The sequence below is a fragment of the Streptomyces sp. NBC_00083 genome, assembly GCF_026343295.1.
In the GTDB taxonomy this organism is placed as follows: domain Bacteria; phylum Actinomycetota; class Actinomycetes; order Streptomycetales; family Streptomycetaceae; genus Streptomyces.
Map to the genome: position 1 here is coordinate 1,448,772 of NZ_JAPELY010000002.1, position 17,714 is coordinate 1,466,485.

Consider the following 17,714-nt stretch of genomic DNA (forward strand, 5'->3'; position numbering starts at 1 on the left):
CGGTGCCGTTGCCGTTGCCGCCAGGTTGCTGCGTCCGCATCCGGGGTGAGAACGGCCCGGGGGCGAGGCGTTCGAGGGCGCCGTGGGCGGGCGGGGGTGACCTGGGTGTCGCGGGCGGGCGCAGGCGGCGTAACCTTGCAGGCGCCATGCCGTACGAACCACCCACCCACAGCGTCGAGCGCTCGATTCGCGCCACCACCGGGGCCAAGATCGTCGCCGGTGTCGACGAAGTCGGACGCGGGGCGTGGGCCGGTCCCGTCACGGTGTGCGCCGCCATCACCGGGCTGCGCCGACCGCCCGCCGGACTGACCGACTCCAAGCTGATCAGCCCCAAGCGTCGCAATGAGCTCGCCGCGATACTGGAGGGCTGGGTCACCGCGTACGCGCTGGGTGACGCATCGCCTCAGGAAATCGACGAGCTGGGCATGACCGCCGCCCTGCGGCTGGCCGCCGTCCGCGCCCTGGAGGCGCTGCCGGTCCGGCCGGACGCGGTGATCCTCGACGGGAAGCACAACTATCTCGGGCTGCCCTGGCAGGTCCGTACGGTGATCAAGGGCGACCAGTCCTGCGTCGCCGTGTCGGCCGCCTCGGTCATCGCCAAGGTGCGCAGGGACGCGGTGATGGCCGAACTGACCGGCACGCAGGGGGAGTACGCGGGGTTCGGCTTCGCCGACAACGCCGGCTATCCCTCGCCCGTGCACAAGGCGGCGCTGGAGGAGCGGGGGCCCACCCCCTATCACCGGCTGTCCTGGTCGTACCTGGACGCGCTGCCCCAATGGCGCCACCTGAAGAAGACGCGGCTCTCCCCGGAGGCAGCCGCACTCGAAAGCGGGGGACAGCTCGGCTTCGACTTCTGACCCCGGATCGCCCCCGAATCGAGCTCTTGGATCGCGTCCCCGGATCGCGTCCCTGGTTCTCTGCCCGGGACGGCGACCCGGATCCTGACCCCGGACGACACCGGAGCCCGGCCTCGCGCCACAGGTTTCCGGTCCGTTCTCCCTATGGCGTCCCCCTGCTGCCGGAGTCTTCCGGTCCGCTTCGTGGGAGCGTCAAAGTCCGGGTCCGCGTCCCGAAATCCCTGGACTTTCCCGCCCAGTTGCGGGGAGAATCCGCCCCGATCGCACCTTTGTGCCACCCGCCGGTGACGCCCTCACCGGCATTTGATAGACATCCATCCATGCCTCTCATCCCCGAGGAGCCTCAGATTCACGAGAGTGCCCAGGGTCCCCGCGTCACCCCGGCCGCCGGCCGCACCGCGCAGACCCCTCGCCCCGTACCCGGTCCGCGTCCCGCGGCCGTGCCGCGTCCCGGACGTCCGGGCCCCGGCCCTGCCCGGCCCACGCCCCCCGCGCAGCGGTCGCACGGTTCCGTCGCGCAGACCCCGCCGGCCGGACCTCCGAGCCCGGCCGGTCCGCAGATCCAGCTGATCCCTTCCCCCGCCGACGGCGCGCTCGACGCCGCGGGCGAAGCGGTGGACCTGCTGCTCGACTCCGGCCGAGCGCCGGGCGACATCCTGGTCCTCACCATCGGTGAGCCGCACCCGTGGGCAGCGCACGAGCTGTCCTTCGGCGAGGACGCCTACTGGGCCCAGCACGACGCCCGTGACGACGTCTTCTACGCGGACGCGGCAACCGTCGCGCGGGCCTCGTCCCGCCCGGTGGTCGTCGTCGCCGCCAACGCCGGGGAGGCCGACGGTGCCGCGACGCGCGCGCTGCCGCTCGCCCTGGCCCGTGCCGAGGTGCTGCTCATCGTGTGCGGCGACCCGGAGCGCGTCAACGAGGCGCTCGGCGCCGGAGTCTGAAGCCCCCCACACGCGCGATCCGGCCCCGCGCACGGGTGGCCGGACGCGCGGGTAGGGGCCCGGCCCGTAACCTCGGCGAGCGCCGTCAGCGCCGTCATGGACGTGCCGGTCCCCGCGCTCGTGCCCCTGTCCATGGCAGCGTCCCTGTACAGGGGTGTGCCGTGACGGTTCAGCGCGCGGCCGTGCGGCGTGGCATGTCCAGGCCTCCGGTGCCGGACCGCAGCGACAGCGGGGCCTGCATGCGTCCGGCCCCGGTCATCGTGTGCGGTGCGACGGCGGTGCTGGGGCGGCGGCCGCCGCGGCCCTCGCCGAGCACCTGCCACCCCACGCGCGTGAGCGTGATGTACGCCCCGCAGCGCAGCCCGTGCAGGGTGCAGGCGTCCCGCAGCCCCCACATCCAGGCGCCGTCCTCCTCTGTCCACCGTTCGTCCCCGTCACGGCAGTAGAGCAGTACCGCCGTGCGCACCGGGGCGCGGCGGCGAAGGTCGTGCGGAACCACCCGGCGCAGATGGGCCAGGAGCGCGTTGCGCAACTCCCAGCCGTCGGCCGGCGCCGCCCGCGGGGTGAACGACGCGCTGGCCGCGAGCCGTTCCTCATGGTCGAGGACCGCGACGACGGCGGTCCCCGGCGCCGGCCGGTGCCGTTCGTGCAGCCCGTCGACGACCTCGCGGGGACTGCGCAGCAGCGGAATGCCGGCCGCGGCCCACTCGGCGGGCTCCAGCATCCGGGTGCAGCGGTTCGCGGAGCCGGTCGACAGGAGGCCGGAAGCGGCGGCCGAAGCCGCGGACGGAGCGAATCCGAAGGTCACGGTCCTCCCTTCAGGAGACGCGCCCCACGCGCGGGCGGGGCCGGGCGGACCCGCACCGGCACAGCCCGTCCGTACCACCCGGATGGGGGCGGGGCGGGTCCCAATGGTCGCTGCCCTGCGGTCGGTTGACGGGCGGGTCGGGACGCCGATCGGGTCCGCGGGCACACATGTGTATCCCTGCCCAGGCACGCCCCCGATCACCCCCTGAGCCCCGCTCCGGCCACCAGCGTTGGCGAGAACCCGCAGGCGGCTGAAGCCAGGATCCACCGGCGCAGCACCCCCGCAACCGCCCTGAGGCCGGGCACCCCCGGACCGCCTTCAGGCCAGGCACCGCCGGACCGCCCTCAGGCTGGGCACCGCCGGACCGCCCTCAGGCTGGGCACCGCCGGACCGCCTTCAGGCCAGGCACCGCCCCCCTCAACCGCCCTCAGGCCTGGACCGCCAGAACCAGGGGGAAGACTCCCTGCGCTCCGGAGCGGCGCAGCAGCCTCGCGGCGACGGCCAGGGTCCAGCCCGTGTCGGAGGCGTCGTCGACGAGCAGCACCGGTCCGGCGGCTTCGGCGAGCGCCGCCGCCAGGTCCTCCGGCACCGTGAACGCGTGGTGCAGCGCGCGCACCCGCTGCGCGCTGTTGGACTGCGCGACCCGCTCGCCCTCCGGCCCCTCGGCGTAGGCGAGCGAGCCGAGCAGGGGCATCCGGCCGATCTCGGCGATCCGGGCGCCGAGGGAGGAGACCAGGGCGGGCCGGGTGCGCGAAGGGAGCGTCACCACGCCCGCCGGGCGCGGCGGCGCGTCCGGGCCGCCCGAGGCCCAGCCTCCGCGGCCCTTGGCCCAGTCGGCGAGCACGCTCACCACGGCCTGCACCACATCGTCGGGCACCGGGCCGTCCGGCGCGCCCGGCGCGAGCATCGGGCGCAGCCGGTTGCCCCAGCCGATGTCGGAGAGGCGGCCCAACGCCCGCCCGGGGAAGGCGAGTTCGCCCGCCGGGATGCGACCCTTCAGGTCGATGCCGATCGCAGCGAGGCCCGTGGGCCACATCTTGCGGGGCTCCACCTCGACGCCGGGCCGGGTCAGCTCGCCGCGGGCCTCGTCCAGGGCCGTGCCCGACACGTCCGCCGTGAAGCGGGCGCCCGCGCAGTTGTCGCAGCGCCCGCACGGCGCGGCCTGCTCGTCGTCGAGCTGGCGGCGCAGGAACTCCATCCGGCAGCCCGTCGTCGAGGCGTACTCCCGCATCGCCTGCTGCTCGGTGGAGCGCTGCCGCGCCACCCACGCGTACCGCTCGGTGTCGTACACCCACGGCCGGCCCGTGCTGGTCCAGCCGCCCTTGACGCGGTGCACCGCGCCGTCCACGTCGAGGACCTTGAGCATCGTTTCGAGCCGGGTGCGGCGCAGCTCGACCAGCGGCTCCAGGGCGGGCAGTGACATCGGGCGGCCGGCCTGCGCCAGGACGTCCAGGGTGCGCCGGACCTGCTCCTCGGGCGGGAAGGCCACCGACGCGAAGTACTTCCAGATCGCCTCGTCCTCGCGGCCCGGCAGCAGCAGCACCTCCGCGTGGGCCACGCCTCGGCCCGCTCGGCCGACCTGCTGGTAGTAGGCGATGGGGGAGGACGGCGAGCCCAGGTGGACCACGAAGCCCAGGTCGGGCTTGTCGAAGCCCATGCCGAGCGCGGACGTGGCGACCAGGGCCTTGACCCGGTTGGCGAGCAGGTCGTCCTCCGCCTGCTGGCGGTCCGCGTTCTCCGTCTTGCCGGTGTACGACGCCACCGTGTGCCCGCGCCGGCGCAGATACGCGGTCATCTCCTCGGCCGCCGCCACGGTGAGGGTGTAGATGATGCCCGAGCCCGGCAGCTCGTCGAGGTGGTCGGCGAGCCAGCCCAGGCGGTGCGCCGCGTCCGGCAGCGACACCACGTTGAGGCTGAGGCTCTCGCGGTCCAGGGGGCCGCGCAGCACCAGCGCGTCCGAACCGCCGCCGGTGCCGAGCTGCTCGGCCACGTCCGCCGTCACCCGTGCGTTCGCGGTCGCCGTGGTCGCCAACACCGGGACGCCCGGCGGAAGTTCGGCCAGCATCGTGCGGAGGCGGCGGTAGTCGGGACGGAAGTCGTGGCCCCAGTCGGAGATGCAGTGCGCCTCGTCGACCACGAGCAGGCCGGTGGCCGCGGACAGCTTCGGCAGGACGTTGTCCCGGAAGTCCGGATTGTTGAGCCGCTCGGGCGAGACCAGCAGGATGTCGACCGCGCCGGCCGCGACCTCCTCCTGGATGGTGTCCCACTCCTCGGGGTTGGCCGAGTTGATGGTGCGGGCCGTGATGCCGGCTCGGGCCGCCGCGTCGACCTGGTTGCGCATCAGCGCGAGCAGCGGCGAGACGATCACCGTGGGCCCCGCGCCCTGGTTCCGCAGCAGCGCCGTGGCCACGAAGTACACCGCGGACTTGCCCCAGCCGGTGCGCTGCACGACGAGCGCCCGCCGCTTGTCGGCGACCAGGGCCTCGATCGCCCGCCACTGGTCCTCGCGCAGCCGCGCCGTGCCGGTGGTGTCCCCGACCAGACGGGCCAGGACCGTGTCGGCCTCGGTGCGCAGTTCCGCGTTGCTCGTGTGCTCCATGCCCCCATACAACAGGACGGGTCGGACAATCGCGCAACGATGCCGCCCCCGAGCGGTCGTCCGCCCTGGTCAGGGGCCGGTTCGAGCGTCCGCCCGCCCCGGCGGCGATGGTGACCGGCGCCCGCCCGCGGCCGTCTGTGGCGAACCTTGAAGACAGCTTGAGAACGGCTTGAGGCACCCACGCGAAGCTCCCTGGCGTCGCCCGGAGACCGACCCGGGCAGACACCGCCGAGCAGGGAAGAAGGTGCTGGCCGTGCTGGATGTCGCTGTCGTCGGGGGAGGTCCCGGAGGACTGTTCCTCGCCAGGCTCCTGATGCTGCGGGGAAACCGCCCGCCAGGTCACCGTCCACGAGCGCAACGCCCCGGACGCCACCTTCGGGTTCGGGGTGGTCTTCTCCGACCGCACGATGTCCGCCTTCGAGCGGGCCGACCCGGCGACGCACCGCAGGATCGTCGAGGCGAGCGTTGCCTGGACCGACATGGAACTTCGGTACGGAGGGCGGGCGTTGCGCTACGGCGGGTACGGCTTCACCGCCGTAGCGCGCAAGACCCTGCTCGCCGTCCTCCAGGAACAGGCCGCCGAGGCCGGCGTACGGCTCCGCTTCGAGGACCCGGCCGACGCGGCGGAACTCGCGGGCGGCCACGACCTGGTGGTGGCGGCCGACGGCGTCAACTCGGCTACCCACAGCGCCCTTTCGGACCGCTTCGGACCCGGGTCCGGCTCGGCGCGGGCAAGTAGGCCTGGTTCGGCACCCGCGTGCCGTTCGAGGTGGTGACCTAAGAACTGCACACCTCCATCATCGAGGTCAGCGACACCTACGCCCAGGAACGCATCCGGATTGTTCACTGCTCCAAAGTCCTTGGAAGACAAGTGAGTTCCCACTATGGGCACGAGTGTGAGCATGCGTGCCGTCGTACGTATTGAGCGGGGACGAGGCCGGTCCGAACAGCTCACCGCGATCACCGCGGTGCTGCGCGCCCGAGCCGGGGCCCAGCCCTCCGCGACCCAGCCCAATGGGGGCCTCCGGGCGCGGCCGTTCCACTGCCGGTCGGCGCCGTCTGGAGCGTGCCGCCGGTTTCCGGGCACCGAATTCCTGGAAAGGGTGAACGGAAACTCTGCACGCTTGACCAATTTGTATGACCAGCACCTTTGGGCTGTGGATAAGGTTTTCCACAGGGGTGGTGGCGAAGAAAGAATCGCGAAACCCTCGGGGCATGCGAGACATGAACGAGCACCACGATTCCGGATCCCACGAGCCCCGTCCCCACGAGTCCCTTCCCCATGAGCCCCGTCCGCACGAGTCCCGTCCCCGTGAGTCCCGGGCCCACGCGTCTGAATCCCCTGAGTCCGGAGGCAATGGATCCGAGTCCCCTGAATCTCGATCCGCCGAATCCCGAACCCGCGAATCAGGGACCCAGGAGCCCCGGCCGCGCGAATCCCGATCCCGTGATTCTCGGCCGCGCGAATCCCGATCCCGTGATTCCCGGCCGCGCGAATCCCGTTCCCATGAATCCTCCTCCCGCGATTCCGGTGCCCGCGGCCCGTCGGGCGAGCCGCGGATCACCTTGCGGGGGCCGGCTGAACTGGCCGACGCCCTGCCGTACTTGCTGGGCTTCCATCCGACCGACTCGGCCGTTCTGGTGGCGCTGCACGGCGAGAGCGGGAGATTCGGCGGCCGGGTCAGGGTCGGGCTGCCCGCCTCGCCGCAGGAATGGCCCGACATCGCCGACCAGCTCGCCGAGTGCCTGGTCACAGGGAGCGAGCGGCGGGGGACCCGGCCGGACGGCATCGTCGTCTTCCTCTGCCAGGACCCGTCGCGCGACGGGAGCGCGCACGAAGTGATGGAGCGGCTGCGGCCGTTGGCCCAGCGGCTGCGCATCGCCTGCGGCAGCCTCGACGTTCCCGTGCTCGAAGCGCTGTGCATCTCCGACGGCCGCTACTGGTCCTACTGCTGCCCGGACACGCGTTGCTGCCCGCCGGAGGGCAACGTGATGGCGCTGCCCGGCACGTCGGTGATGGCGGCCGCCGCCACCTACGCGGGCATTCAGGTGCGGGGCTCCTTGCGGGAGATGGAGGAGCGGTTCGCGCCGTGGCGGTCGACGGCCGCCGAGGACCAGGAACGGGCGCTGGACGCGGCGGCGGCGGAGATGTTCCCCCGCATCCTCAGTGACGGCGACCGGCGTGGTGTGGCCGACGAGACGCTCGACCTGGCGGCCCGGCTCATGCGGCGCATCGCGCAGGCGCCCGCGCCGCCGCGCGGCGCGGACACCCGGCTCGCGGAAGGCCGGGGTGCCCCCGCCGGCACACTGCTCCTCGGCGGCAACGCGGTCGACGACCTGGACGACGGGCTGATCGCACACGACGAGGCGGCGGCCGTGATCCTCGGCCTCCAGGACCGCACGACCCGGGACTGGGCCGCCGAATGGATGGAGGGCGCGGAAGCCCAGCTCGCCCTGCGCCTGTGGCGTGCGCTGGCGCGCCGCTGCGTCGGCCCGTACCGGGGCCATGCGGCCCCGCTGCTCACCCTGGCGGGCTGGGTCTCCTGGTCCACCGGCGACGATCCGCACGCCCGGGTGGCCTTCGGCCTCGCCCTGCGCGTCGACCCCGAGTACCGCTTCGCCTACCTGCTCCACCAGGCCTGCAACCAGGGGCTTGACCCCGAGGAACTCCGGATCTGCCTGCGGGAGGAACGCGCGGCACGGTCGGCGGGCTCCGACGCGGCGGGGGGCGGGTCCACGCCGGGGGACGGGGCGCGCCGCACGTCGCGGCGGACCTCGGGGAAGGGCACGGGCGGCGCGCGTCCGCCCGGCAGCGCGGGCCGCCCGCCGGCCGGCCCCACACAGCAGAAACCCCGCACCCGGGTGCGCCGCCGGGCGGGCGAGAGGGCGAAGGAGGAGGGGTGAGCGGCGCCGGAGCCGGGCGACCGGCATGCGGCCGGGGGCGAGAGGGAGGGGCCGGGCGGCACGCGGGGGGTGTTGGTCCGTGACCCGGTCGCATCCCGCGGCGTTCACCTGGGTGGCGAGCGCGGCACCGGGCGCCGCGTCCCACGGGCGGCAGCATCAGCCCGGCCCACAGCCGTCGTCGTCCGGAACGCGCAGAAGGGTTCGCATGGTGTCCACCGCACCTCCCCGCGCCGGCACCGGGGGCACGCCGGGCCCGGGATCGCCGCGGGCTCCCGGGCCTCCGCCCGGCGAGCTCCCGGCCGTGCACGCGGCCGTGATCTGCGTGGCGCTGCCCGGCCTCGTGATCTCGCCCGAGCACGGCCAGCTGACCGGGCGCGGCCTGGAAGGCTTCTACCAGCACGGCCGACGGCTGCTCTCCCGCTGCCAGTTGAGGGTGGCCGGGCGGGACCCGATCGCCGTGCAGGGCAGGTCGATATCGTCTGACCGCGCCCGGTTCGTCGCCGTGGTGCGCACCGCGGCGGACGCCGGGCCCGACCCCGAGCTCTCCGTCGAGCGGCTGCGCCACGCGGACGGCACCGAACGGATCACCCTGACCAGCTCCGCGGGCCGGCCCGTGCGGTTCCCGGTGGAGATCGCGCTCGGCACCGACCTGGCGGAGCTGGGCAGGGTGGCGGCGGGGCGCGCCGGGCCCGAACTGGCCGCCAGCGTGCACGACTCGGGGATGCGCTGGACCTCCGGGAACGCCTACTGCGCGGTGACGGCCCAGCCGCCGCCGACGGACGCGCTCGCCTCCGCGGGGGTGCTGCGCTGGGCGGTGGAGCTGCCCCCGGGAGGGTCGTACACGATCCACCTGTCCGTCAGGTCGGGCCGGCCCGTGCGACCGCCTGGCCGGGCCGCGAGCCCGCTGCCCTCGGTCCAGGAGGTCAGGGCCGAGGGGGACGACCCGAGGGTGGCGGCGCTGTGGCAGCGCAGCATCGACGATCTGCGGGCCCTGCTGGTCCGCGACCCCGCGAGCCCCGCCGATCTGTACGCGGCGGGCGGCGTCCCCTGGCGGTGCGGCGCGGCGCCCGCCGAGTCGCTCTGGGCGGCGCGGATGGCGCTGCCCCTGTCCACCCGCCTCGCCGCGGCCACCCTGCGCACGCTGGCGAGGACCCAACTCGGCGGATCGGGCGCGGAGTCGGGGCGCATCCCGGGCCCGCTGCGGGATGCGGGGCCCTTCCTCCCGCCGGGCTGCACGGGGGTGGAGGCCACGTTGGCCTTTCCCGTCGTGCTCGCCGAGGCGCGGCGCTGGGGCCTGGCCGAGCCGGAGGTGGCCGCGTTGCTGCCCGCGGCCGAGCGCTGTCTGCACTGGCTCGGTGCGGCGCTGGGCGACGAGGGGTACCTCGCCGAGCAGGGCCCCGGCGCCGGGTTCGTGAGGGCCGAGACCCAGGCCCACGCGCACCGGGCCGCGCTGCTCGGCGCGGAGCTGCTGCGGGAGTGCGGGCGGCCCGGAGCGGATGACTGGGCCGCGCGTGCCGAGACGCTGAGGAACCGGTTCCGGGCGGAGTTCTGGGTCGACGACATCGGCGGCGGCCGGCCCGCGGCGGCCCGCACCGCCGACGGCCGCCCGGTGCCGCTGCTCGGCGCGGGCGCCGCCCACCTCCTCGACACGGGTCTGCTCGGCGGAGGGCGTCTCGCACCCGGGCTGCTGGACAAGGTGCAGACGGAGCAGCTGGCCCGGCTGCTCGGCGGCCCGGCGATGGATTCCGGCTGGGGGCTGCGCGGACTCGCGGTCAAGGAGCCCGGATACAACCCGTTCGGGCACCGGGCGGGTGCGGTCCGGGTGCACGAGAGCGCCGTCGCCGTCGCGGGCCTCGCCGGCGCCGGCCACGAGAAGGAGGCCGTCGCCCTGCTGCGGGGGGTCCTGGCCGCCGCGGAGGCGTTCGGCCACCGGCTGCCCGAGATGTACGCGGGGGAGCAGCGCACCGCGGACGGTGTGCCCGTGCCGCACCCGGCGGCCTGCCGCCCCGCCGCGGTGGCGGCGGGCGCCGGGATCCAGCTGCTCGCCACCCTGGCCGGGGTCCGCCCGGACGCCCCGGCCGGCTCGGTCGCCCTGCATCCGCTGCGGTCCGCCCCGCTCGGCGCGGTCCGGCTCGCCGGTCTGAGCGTGGCCGGGGAGCCGTTCACGGTACGGGTCAGCAGGCTCGGGGTCGGCATGGTCGAGCAGGCCGCCGAGCGGCTCCAGTTGGGAGGCTGAGCGTGGTGAGCACCCCGGCGGGCGCCCCGGGAGAAGTCGGCGCGGAGGGTGTCGAAGGGAGTGTTTATCGTCAGGCAGACGACTATGATCGCCGCATGTCGCCCTACGACCCGTCGGCCTTTCCGCCCTTCGCCGTGACCGTCGACCTGGTCGTGCTGACCGTGCGCCGCCACGCGCTCTGCGCGCTCGTGGTGCGCCGCGGAGAGCCACCCTTCCAGGGGCGCTGGGCGCTGCCCGGCGGATTCGTCCGCGACGACGAGGACCTCGCCACCGCGGCGGCGCGCGAGCTGGGCGAGGAGACCGGGCTCTGCGCCTCCGACCCCTCGGCTCCGGCGCTCGCCAACGGCGCCCACCTCGAACAGCTCGCCACCTACGGGGACCCCCGGCGCGACCCGCGGATGCGGGTGGTCAGCGTGGCGCACCTCGCCCTCGCGCCCGACCTGCCGGCGCCGCGCGCGGGAGGCGACGCGCACAGTGCGCGCTGGGCACCCGTCGAGGACCTGCTGGGTCAGGACGGCGGCTTCGGCCGCGACGGCGAACAGCCCGCGCCGCTCGCCTTCGACCACGCCCGGATCCTCTCGGACGGTGTGGAACGAGCCCGCTCCAAGATCGAGTACTCGTCGCTCGCCACGGCCTTCTGTCCGGCCGAGTTCACCGTCGGAGAGCTGCGCCGCGTGTACGAGGCGGTGTGGGGCGTCGCCCTCGACCCGCGCAACTTCCACCGCAAGGTGACCGGTACCCCCGGCTTCCTGGTGCCGTCCGGCGGCACCACGACCCGCCAGGGCGGCCGCCCCGCCCAACTCTTCCGCGCGGGCGGCGCCACCCTCCTCAACCCGCCCATGCTGCGCCCCGAGGTCTGACCCGCCCGCGCCGGACGCTCCGCTCGCGCCGCCCGCGCCGCCGGCCCCGCCCGAACCGGGGGCGTCGCCCGCAGACCCGCACCGTCCGCGCCGAACCGGCCGCGCGGCCCGGACGCGTCACCCGGTCCGTACGGCCAGGGTGGGGGGACCGAAGGGAGGCCGTCGGGGCCCGGCTCCGGGCGAAGTCGCGTCCAAAGGCCTGACATTCGGGATCGCGTCACCTCAACCCTGCGCCAAAAGTCCGAAATGTCGCGTTATCTTGCTGGGGTACCCGCCCAGTCGGCCGAGCGGTCTCACCTACCGCGAGAGAAGCGATGCTCCAGGCAATCGGACTCACCAGCGCCCCCCGCCCCGACCTCCCGCCCGCCGTGGACGACCTCACCTTCGAGGCGAGACCCGGGCAGCTCACGGCCCTCCTGGGCGCGCCGGGTTCGGGCCGGACCACCGCCCTGCGCCTGATGCTCGAACTCGAACCCGGCCGGGGCGTCACGTACTTCAGGGGCCGCCCGCTGCACGCGATCGCCCACCCCGCCCGCGAGGTCGGCACCCTTCTCGGTGACGTGCCCGGCCACCCGGCCCGCACCGTGCGGGGCCAGCTCAAGCTCATGTGCACCGTCGCCGGCGTACCGGTGTCGCGTGCCGAGGAGATGCTGGAGGTCGTCGGGCTCGCCGGCCTCGCCGACCAGCGCCTCGGCACCCTCTCGCTCGGCATGGACCGCCGCCTCGGCCTCGCCTCCGCGCTGCTCGGCGACCCGCACACCCTCCTCCTCGACGAACCCGCGGAAGGCCTCTCCCCCCGCGAGAACGCCTGGCTCCACGGGCTGCTGCGCGGTCACGCCGAGCATGGCGGAACCGTCCTGTGCACCTTCGCCGACCCCAAGGAGGCCGCCCGCGTGGCGGACCGCGTCGTCACCATCGACGGCGGCCGGCTCGTCGCCGACCAGGACGCCACCGCGTTCGCCCGCACCCGGCTGCGGCCGCGCGTCGCCGTCGCCACCCCGCACGCCGCCCGCCTGGGCGCGCTGGTCAGCCGCGAGGCGCGCGCCGCGCAGCGCTCCGTCGAAGTCGTCGCCGAGGACGGCAACCACCTGTCCGTGTACGGCAGCAGTACCGCGGAGGTGGGGGAGACGGCCTTCCGCAACGGCGTGCTGCTGCACCGCCTCGCCGACGAGGTCGGAGACGCCGGCCCCGGCGTCCACGCCCCACCCCGGGAACGCCCCGGCCCGCCCCGGAGTTCCCACCCGCTGCCCATCACGCGCGCGCCCGCCCGCACCCCGCTGCGGCCCCTGCGCTACGAACTGCGCAGGCTCCTCGGCGTACGGACAACCTTCCTGCTGACAGCGGGCGTTCTGGCCCTGTCGGCGATGCTCGCCGTGCTGCTCGCACGGGCCGGGCACGCCCCGCCGTCACGGCTGCTCGCCGCCTGGCCGGGGCTGCTGCCGCTGCCGCCCGCGGCGCTCGCAGCCGGCCTGTTCGGGGCGCTCTCCTTCGGCGACGAGTACCGCTACCCGGTGCTCGCCGCCGACCGCGGCACCCTTGCGCGCAGGGTCGGACTGCTCCTCGCCAAACTCTTCGTGACCGCGGCGGCGGCCCTGGCCATCGGCGCCCTCGCCGTCGCCGTGGACTACCAGGCTCTGCGCCTGGTGTACGGAGGGGGAGTGGCGGGGCCGGCGCGGGAGTGGCCCGCCATGGGCGCGAGTTGGGCCGGGCTCACCGTCGGCTGCGCCTGGGCCGGGCTCCTCGCCGCCGGGATCTTCCGGGCCACCTCCGCCGGCCTCGCGGCCGTGCTCGCCGTGCCCGTGGTCGTCGTACCGCTCCTGCGCAAGGCCGTCGAAGGGCACTCGGTCCGCTCGGTGGCCGGGCTGCCCGACCGGCTCCGCGACCTGGCGTGGGTGCGCTGGCCGCACGCCCTCGACCACCTGCTCGTCGCCGGGCTGCATCTGGTCGCCGAACCGGTCGGAGCCGCGCTCACCCTGTCGCTCACCGTGCTGGTCTGCGCCTACCTGCTCACCGGCCTGCGCGCCAGGGCCCGTTGGTGACCCACTCACGGGCGGCGCGTGAGGATCTGCCCACAACTCCCAGGGGATTGCCCGCTTCTTTCTGATAAAGCGTCAATTGCGGGGGTGGCGGTGATCACCCTTTCGTGTGCTTTTCACCAAAGACCTCAAGGGCCACGGGAGTCCCGCCGACAAAGGGTGCATGAGCACCCTTGCGCACACCATGATGACCGCCCGCACCGCCGAAGCCGGCCTCTCCGCCCCGGCCGAGCTCGACCGCTACCCCTACGGCGAGGCGCGCCCGTCCGACCGGCTCGGAGCCCCTTCCTGGGACAGCGGCGACGGCGAGCTCGGCCGGGTGGGCCGCAGGACCGCGGGCAGCCGGGGCCGCGGCCTGCACGGTCAACTCGTCCAGCAGCTCGGCCAGATGATCGTCTCCGGCGACCTCGGCGCGGACCGCCCCCTGGTCCCCGAGGAGATCGGCCAGCGCTTCGAGGTCTCCCGCACGGTCGTCCGCGAGTCCCTGCGCGTGCTGGAGGCCAAGGGCCTGGTCAGCGCCCGGCCCAACGTCGGCACCCGGGTCCGCCCGGTCAGCGACTGGAACCTGCTCGACCCCGACATCATCGAGTGGCGCGCCTTCGGCCCGCAGCGGGACGACCAGCGCCGCGAGCTCGCCGAGCTGCGCTGGACCATCGAGCCGCTCGCCGCCCGCCTCGCCGCGGGCCACGGCCGCGAGGACATGCAGCAGCGCATCGGCGACATGGTGGAGATCATGGGCCACGCCCTCGCTCAGGGTGACGCGCTCACCTTCTCGCGGGCCGACGCCGAGTTCCACTCCCTCCTCATCCAGCTCGCCGGGAACCGGATGCTGGAGCACCTCTCCGGCATCGTCTCGGCCGCCCTCCAGGTCTCCGGCGCCCCCATCACGGGCTGTGACCGCCCCTCGGACGCCTCCCTCGCGCACCACGGCCGGATCGTGGACGCCCTCGCCAACGGCGACCCCATCGCCGCCGAGACGGCCGTCCGTCAACTGCTCACCGTCCACCCCGAGGTCGAGCGGGTCGTCCCCGCCCCGCGCGAGCACTGACCGCAGCCCCGCCCCGAGCCCCGGGCCGCCGGATCCCCCAGAGGGGTCCGGCGGGCTCGAATACGGGGTATCTGTCCCTTGTGGGCCCTTGGTCGCCTTTGAGGTGTGACTCGGGCCACGAAGATTGCGCGTAACACTCCTCGGAACCATGCGATGACTTAAGAGGTAACAGCCGAGGAGGGAATACAGCGGCCAGGCATGGCGCTGTGCAGCTCCGAGGTTCAGCCCGCGCCCCCGGCACATCCCCAGCCGGTGGTCGTCGGCTCCGGCCCGATCCTGGGCGGGGCCGGAAGCCGTTTTCCATCGTTTCGAGAGGTTGTTCGTGTCGGCCAGCACATCCCGTACGCTCCCGCCGGAGATCGCCGAGTCCGAGTCTGTGATGGCGCTCATCGAGCGGGGAAAGGCTGATGGACAGATCGCCGGCGATGACGTGCGTCGGGCCTTCGAAGCCGACCAGATTCCGCCGACCCAGTGGAAGAATGTTCTGCGCAGCCTCAACCAGATCCTCGAGGAAGAGGGTGTGACGCTGATGGTCAGTGCCGCGGAATCACCGAAGCGCACACGCAAGAGCGTCGCAGCGAAGAGCCCGGCGAAGCGCACCGCCACCAAGACGGTCGCGGCCAAGACGACCGTGACCACCACCAGGACCGTCGCCGCCTCCGCGACGCCGTCCGAGAGCGTGGACGTGTCGGCCGACGAGGCCGAGGACGCCCCCAAGAAGGCTGTCGCCAAGAAGGCGGCCGTCAAGAAGACCGCCGCCAAGAAGACGGTGGCCAAGAAGACCGCGGCGAAGAAGACCGCCGCCAAGAAGGGCGACGACGACGAGGCCGTCGAGGGCGACGAGCTCATCGAGGACGCCGCGCCCGGCAAGGGCGACGACGAGGAGCCCGAGGGCGAGAGCAAGGGCTTCGTCCTGTCCGACGAGGACGAGGACGACGCGCCCGCCCAGCAGGTCGCCGTCGCGGGAGCCACCGCCGACCCGGTCAAGGACTACCTCAAGCAGATCGGCAAGGTCCCGCTGCTCAACGCCGAGCAGGAGGTCGAGCTCGCCAAGCGCATCGAGGCGGGCCTGTTCGCCGAGGACAAGCTGGCCAACGCCGACAAGCTGGCGCCGAAGCTCAAGCGCGAGCTGGAGATCATCGCCGAGGACGGCCGCCGCGCCAAGAACCACCTCCTGGAGGCCAACCTCCGTCTGGTGGTCTCCCTGGCCAAGCGGTACACCGGCCGCGGCATGCTCTTCCTGGACCTGATCCAGGAGGGCAACCTCGGTCTGATCCGCGCGGTCGAGAAGTTCGACTACACCAAGGGCTACAAGTTCTCCACGTACGCCACCTGGTGGATCCGTCAGGCGATCACCCGCGCCATGGCCGACCAGGCCCGCACCATCCGTATTCCGGTGCACATGGTCGAGGTCATCAACAAGCTCGCGCGCGTCCAGCGCCAGATGCTCCAGGACCTGGGCCGCGAGCCCACCCCGGAGGAGCTGGCCAAGGAGCTCGACATGACCCCCGAGAAGGTCATCGAGGTCCAGAAGTACGGGCGTGAGCCGATCTCGCTGCACACCCCCCTGGGTGAGGACGGCGACAGCGAGTTCGGTGACCTCATCGAGGACTCCGAGGCGGTCGTCCCGGCCGACGCGGTCAGCTTCACGCTCCTCCAGGAGCAGCTGCACTCGGTCCTCGACACCCTCTCCGAGCGTGAGGCGGGCGTGGTCTCCATGCGCTTCGGCCTCACCGACGGCCAGCCCAAGACCCTGGACGAGATCGGCAAGGTCTACGGCGTGACCCGCGAGCGGATCCGCCAGATCGAGTCGAAGACCATGTCGAAGCTGCGCCACCCGTCGCGTTCGCAGGTCCTGCGCGACTACCTCGACTAGACCTCGGTCGTACGTCGGCGAGGGCCCGGTCTCCCCAGCGGAGGCCGGGCCCTCGCGCGTACCCGAGGGTGCGCGGCGCCGCTCCCTGAATGACGCTGGGTGTGCCCGCGTCACCGAGAGTCAGGAGAGCGTATGCGCCGCTCCATCAGCCGCGCCGTCACGGGGGTGGCCGCCCTTGCGGCCACCGCCCTGGGCGCGCCGTCGCCCGCCACCGCCGACGAGGTCGTCATCGGCGGCCAGCAGGTCCGGATCTCGGACAGCCCCTGGGCGGTGGCGCTGTCCAGCCGTGACCGGTTCGGGGGTACGCGCGCGGGCCAGTTCTGCGGGGGAGCGGTGGTCTCGCCGACCACGGTCCTCACCGCCGCCCACTGTCTGCGCAGCGACGTGCTGGGCATGGACGTGTCCCAGGTGCGCGACCTCAAGGTGATCGCGGGCCGCACCGAGCTGCGGAGCTCCGCCGGCCAGGAGATCGCGGTGAAGGCCACCTGGGTGAACCCCGGATACGATCCGGCGACCAACGCCGGCGACATGGCGATGCTCACCCTGTCCCAGCCCCTGCCGGCCTCGTACGTGATCCCGACGGCCGCCGCGAACGACCCGGGCTACCAGGCGGGCGCCTCCGCCACCGTCTACGGCTGGGGCGACACCACGGGCGCCGGGAGCTACCCGACCGCCCTGCGGGCGGCTCACGTCTCGGTCCTGAGCGACGCCTCCTGTGAGGCTCCCTACCCGCCGAACTCGGACGGCACGTACCAGCGGGCCACCATGGTGTGCGCGGGCGATCCCAGGGGCGGTCACGACGCCTGTCAGGGCGACAGCGGGGGACCGCTGGTGGCCGGGGGCAAGCTCATCGGCCTGGTCTCCTGGGGGAACGGCTGCGGGCAGCGCGGTTTCCCGGGCGTCTACACCCGGGTCGCGGCCGTGCAGTGGCCCGGAGCCGCTGCCTGACGCGGACATGAGAACGGGCGGCCCTCCCCCTGCACGGGGAGTGCCGCCCGTCGCCGGTTCTGGACCGGCCTTGGCTCGTCGTGTGCGAAGACTCAGCGGTCCTCGTCGCCTGTGGACTCGGGCACCGCCGTGAGGCGGTCCGTCTCGTCCTGTATGTCAGCGGCGATCTTCTTCAGTTCCGGCTCGAACTTACGTCCGTGATGAGCGCAGAAGAGCAGCTCGCCGCCGCTGGTGAGGACTACGCGAAGGTAGGCCTGTGCGCCGCAGCGGTCGCAACGGTCGGCGGCCGTCAGGGGGCTCGCGGGGGTCAGAACAGTAGTCACGTCGCCTCTTCTCTAGCTCGACGAGCTGTCGTACCAGGGTCAACATCCAACCAGGCCGAAAACGTTCCCGCTCGTGGCTTTTCCTCGAAAGTTCTTGGTCAAGGTGGCTGTCTGCTGCCGGTTGGCGGCGAATGAGCCGTATTGCGGAGCTTTACGGGTTTCGCGTTGCTTGTCTTGTTTGGCCCTCCGGCGGGGTTGCCGGTTGTTCATGAGGACGTGCCCGGAGCCTAAATGGTTCATGCCTGATTGGGAACGTGACATCCGCATCACCCCCA

At 73.6% G+C, this 17,714-nt stretch carries 13 protein-coding genes and 1 pseudogene; 11 read left to right on the plus strand and 3 right to left on the minus strand.

The genetic code is table 11. The features are described 5' to 3' along the window. The first annotated feature begins 146 nt into the window (after positions 1–146). Together OOJ98_RS22850 and OOJ98_RS22855 are read left to right on the plus strand one after the other, a co-directional pair. Entirely contained in the window at positions 147–857 is a 711-nt protein-coding gene (locus tag OOJ98_RS22850; protein ID WP_267056797.1) for a ribonuclease HII, read from the plus strand. A gap of 320 nt (positions 858–1,177) precedes the next feature. After that, complete coding sequence (locus OOJ98_RS22855) at positions 1,178–1,801, plus strand: hypothetical protein (protein ID WP_267056798.1); 624 nt, start codon at positions 1,178–1,180, stop codon at positions 1,799–1,801. 169 nt (positions 1,802–1,970) lie between these two features. On the opposite strand, the gene OOJ98_RS22860 is transcribed toward OOJ98_RS22855, so the two are convergent. Together OOJ98_RS22860 and OOJ98_RS22865 are read right to left on the minus strand one after the other, a co-directional pair. After that, positions 1,971–2,609: a hypothetical protein gene (locus OOJ98_RS22860; RefSeq protein WP_267056799.1), complete on the minus strand. Its 639-nt coding sequence runs from the start codon at positions 2,607–2,609 to the stop codon at positions 1,971–1,973. Between the two features lie 427 nt (positions 2,610–3,036). After that, on the minus strand, positions 3,037–5,208 hold the full coding sequence (locus OOJ98_RS22865) for a RecQ family ATP-dependent DNA helicase (protein ID WP_267056800.1): 2,172 nt from the start codon (positions 5,206–5,208) through the stop codon (positions 3,037–3,039). A gap of 386 nt (positions 5,209–5,594) precedes the next feature. Between OOJ98_RS22865 and OOJ98_RS22870 the strand changes: the two genes are divergently transcribed. From OOJ98_RS22870 to OOJ98_RS22910, 9 genes and pseudogenes are all read left to right on the plus strand, one after another. After that, entirely contained in the window at positions 5,595–5,984 is a 390-nt protein-coding gene (locus OOJ98_RS22870; RefSeq protein WP_267056801.1) for a hypothetical protein, read from the plus strand. A gap of 126 nt (positions 5,985–6,110) precedes the next feature. Then, a pseudogene (locus tag OOJ98_RS22875) lies at positions 6,111–6,315 on the plus strand (acyl-CoA carboxylase epsilon subunit). A 459-nt stretch (positions 6,316–6,774) separates the two neighbouring features. Beyond that, positions 6,775–8,112 carry a DUF4192 domain-containing protein gene (locus OOJ98_RS22880; protein WP_267056802.1) on the plus strand — a complete coding sequence of 446 codons (1,338 nt, stop codon included), beginning with the start codon at positions 6,775–6,777 and terminating at the stop codon, positions 8,110–8,112. 205 nt (positions 8,113–8,317) lie between these two features. Continuing rightward, positions 8,318–10,348, plus strand: coding sequence for a glycogen debranching N-terminal domain-containing protein (locus tag OOJ98_RS22885; RefSeq protein WP_267056803.1), 2,031 nt, complete (start codon positions 8,318–8,320; stop codon positions 10,346–10,348). Between the two features lie 95 nt (positions 10,349–10,443). Continuing rightward, positions 10,444–11,208, plus strand: coding sequence for an NUDIX domain-containing protein (locus tag OOJ98_RS22890; RefSeq protein WP_267056804.1), 765 nt, complete (start codon positions 10,444–10,446; stop codon positions 11,206–11,208). 314 nt (positions 11,209–11,522) lie between these two features. After that, complete coding sequence (locus tag OOJ98_RS22895; RefSeq protein ID WP_267056805.1) at positions 11,523–13,247, plus strand: ATP-binding cassette domain-containing protein; 1,725 nt, start codon at positions 11,523–11,525, stop codon at positions 13,245–13,247. Between the two features lie 160 nt (positions 13,248–13,407). Beyond that, positions 13,408–14,292 (plus strand): FadR/GntR family transcriptional regulator, encoded by an 885-nt coding sequence (locus OOJ98_RS22900; protein WP_267056806.1) that lies wholly within the window; start codon positions 13,408–13,410, stop codon positions 14,290–14,292. A 322-nt stretch (positions 14,293–14,614) separates the two neighbouring features. Next, positions 14,615–16,168, plus strand: a complete 1,554-nt coding sequence (locus tag OOJ98_RS22905) for an RNA polymerase sigma factor (protein ID WP_267056807.1) — start codon at positions 14,615–14,617, stop codon at positions 16,166–16,168. 132 nt (positions 16,169–16,300) lie between these two features. Beyond that, a complete protein-coding gene (locus tag OOJ98_RS22910; protein ID WP_267056808.1) occupies positions 16,301–17,116 on the plus strand; it encodes a serine protease in 816 nt (271 codons plus the stop codon). A gap of 92 nt (positions 17,117–17,208) precedes the next feature. Here the strand turns inward: OOJ98_RS22910 and OOJ98_RS22915 are convergent, their stop codons facing one another. Then, positions 17,209–17,439, minus strand: coding sequence for a hypothetical protein (locus OOJ98_RS22915; RefSeq protein WP_100575885.1), 231 nt, complete (start codon positions 17,437–17,439; stop codon positions 17,209–17,211). Positions 17,440–17,714 lie beyond the last annotated feature (275 nt).

Bases quoted from the DNA above. Each gene is read 5' to 3' on its own strand.
- OOJ98_RS22885 (WP_267056803.1), top strand. From the start codon at position 8,318: ATGGTGTCCACCGCACCTCCCCGCGCCGGCACCGGGGGCACGCCGGGC.
- OOJ98_RS22855 (WP_267056798.1), top strand. From the start codon at position 1,178: ATGCCTCTCATCCCCGAGGAGCCTCAGATTCACGAGAGTGCCCAGGGT.
- OOJ98_RS22910 (WP_267056808.1), top strand. From the start codon at position 16,301: ATGCGCCGCTCCATCAGCCGCGCCGTCACGGGGGTGGCCGCCCTTGCG.
- OOJ98_RS22890 (WP_267056804.1), top strand. From the start codon at position 10,444: ATGTCGCCCTACGACCCGTCGGCCTTTCCGCCCTTCGCCGTGACCGTC.
- OOJ98_RS22850 (WP_267056797.1), top strand. From the start codon at position 147: ATGCCGTACGAACCACCCACCCACAGCGTCGAGCGCTCGATTCGCGCC.
- OOJ98_RS22895 (WP_267056805.1), top strand. From the start codon at position 11,523: ATGCTCCAGGCAATCGGACTCACCAGCGCCCCCCGCCCCGACCTCCCG.
- OOJ98_RS22900 (WP_267056806.1), top strand. From the start codon at position 13,408: ATGAGCACCCTTGCGCACACCATGATGACCGCCCGCACCGCCGAAGCC.
- OOJ98_RS22865 (WP_267056800.1), bottom strand. From the start codon at position 5,208: ATGGAGCACACGAGCAACGCGGAACTGCGCACCGAGGCCGACACGGTC.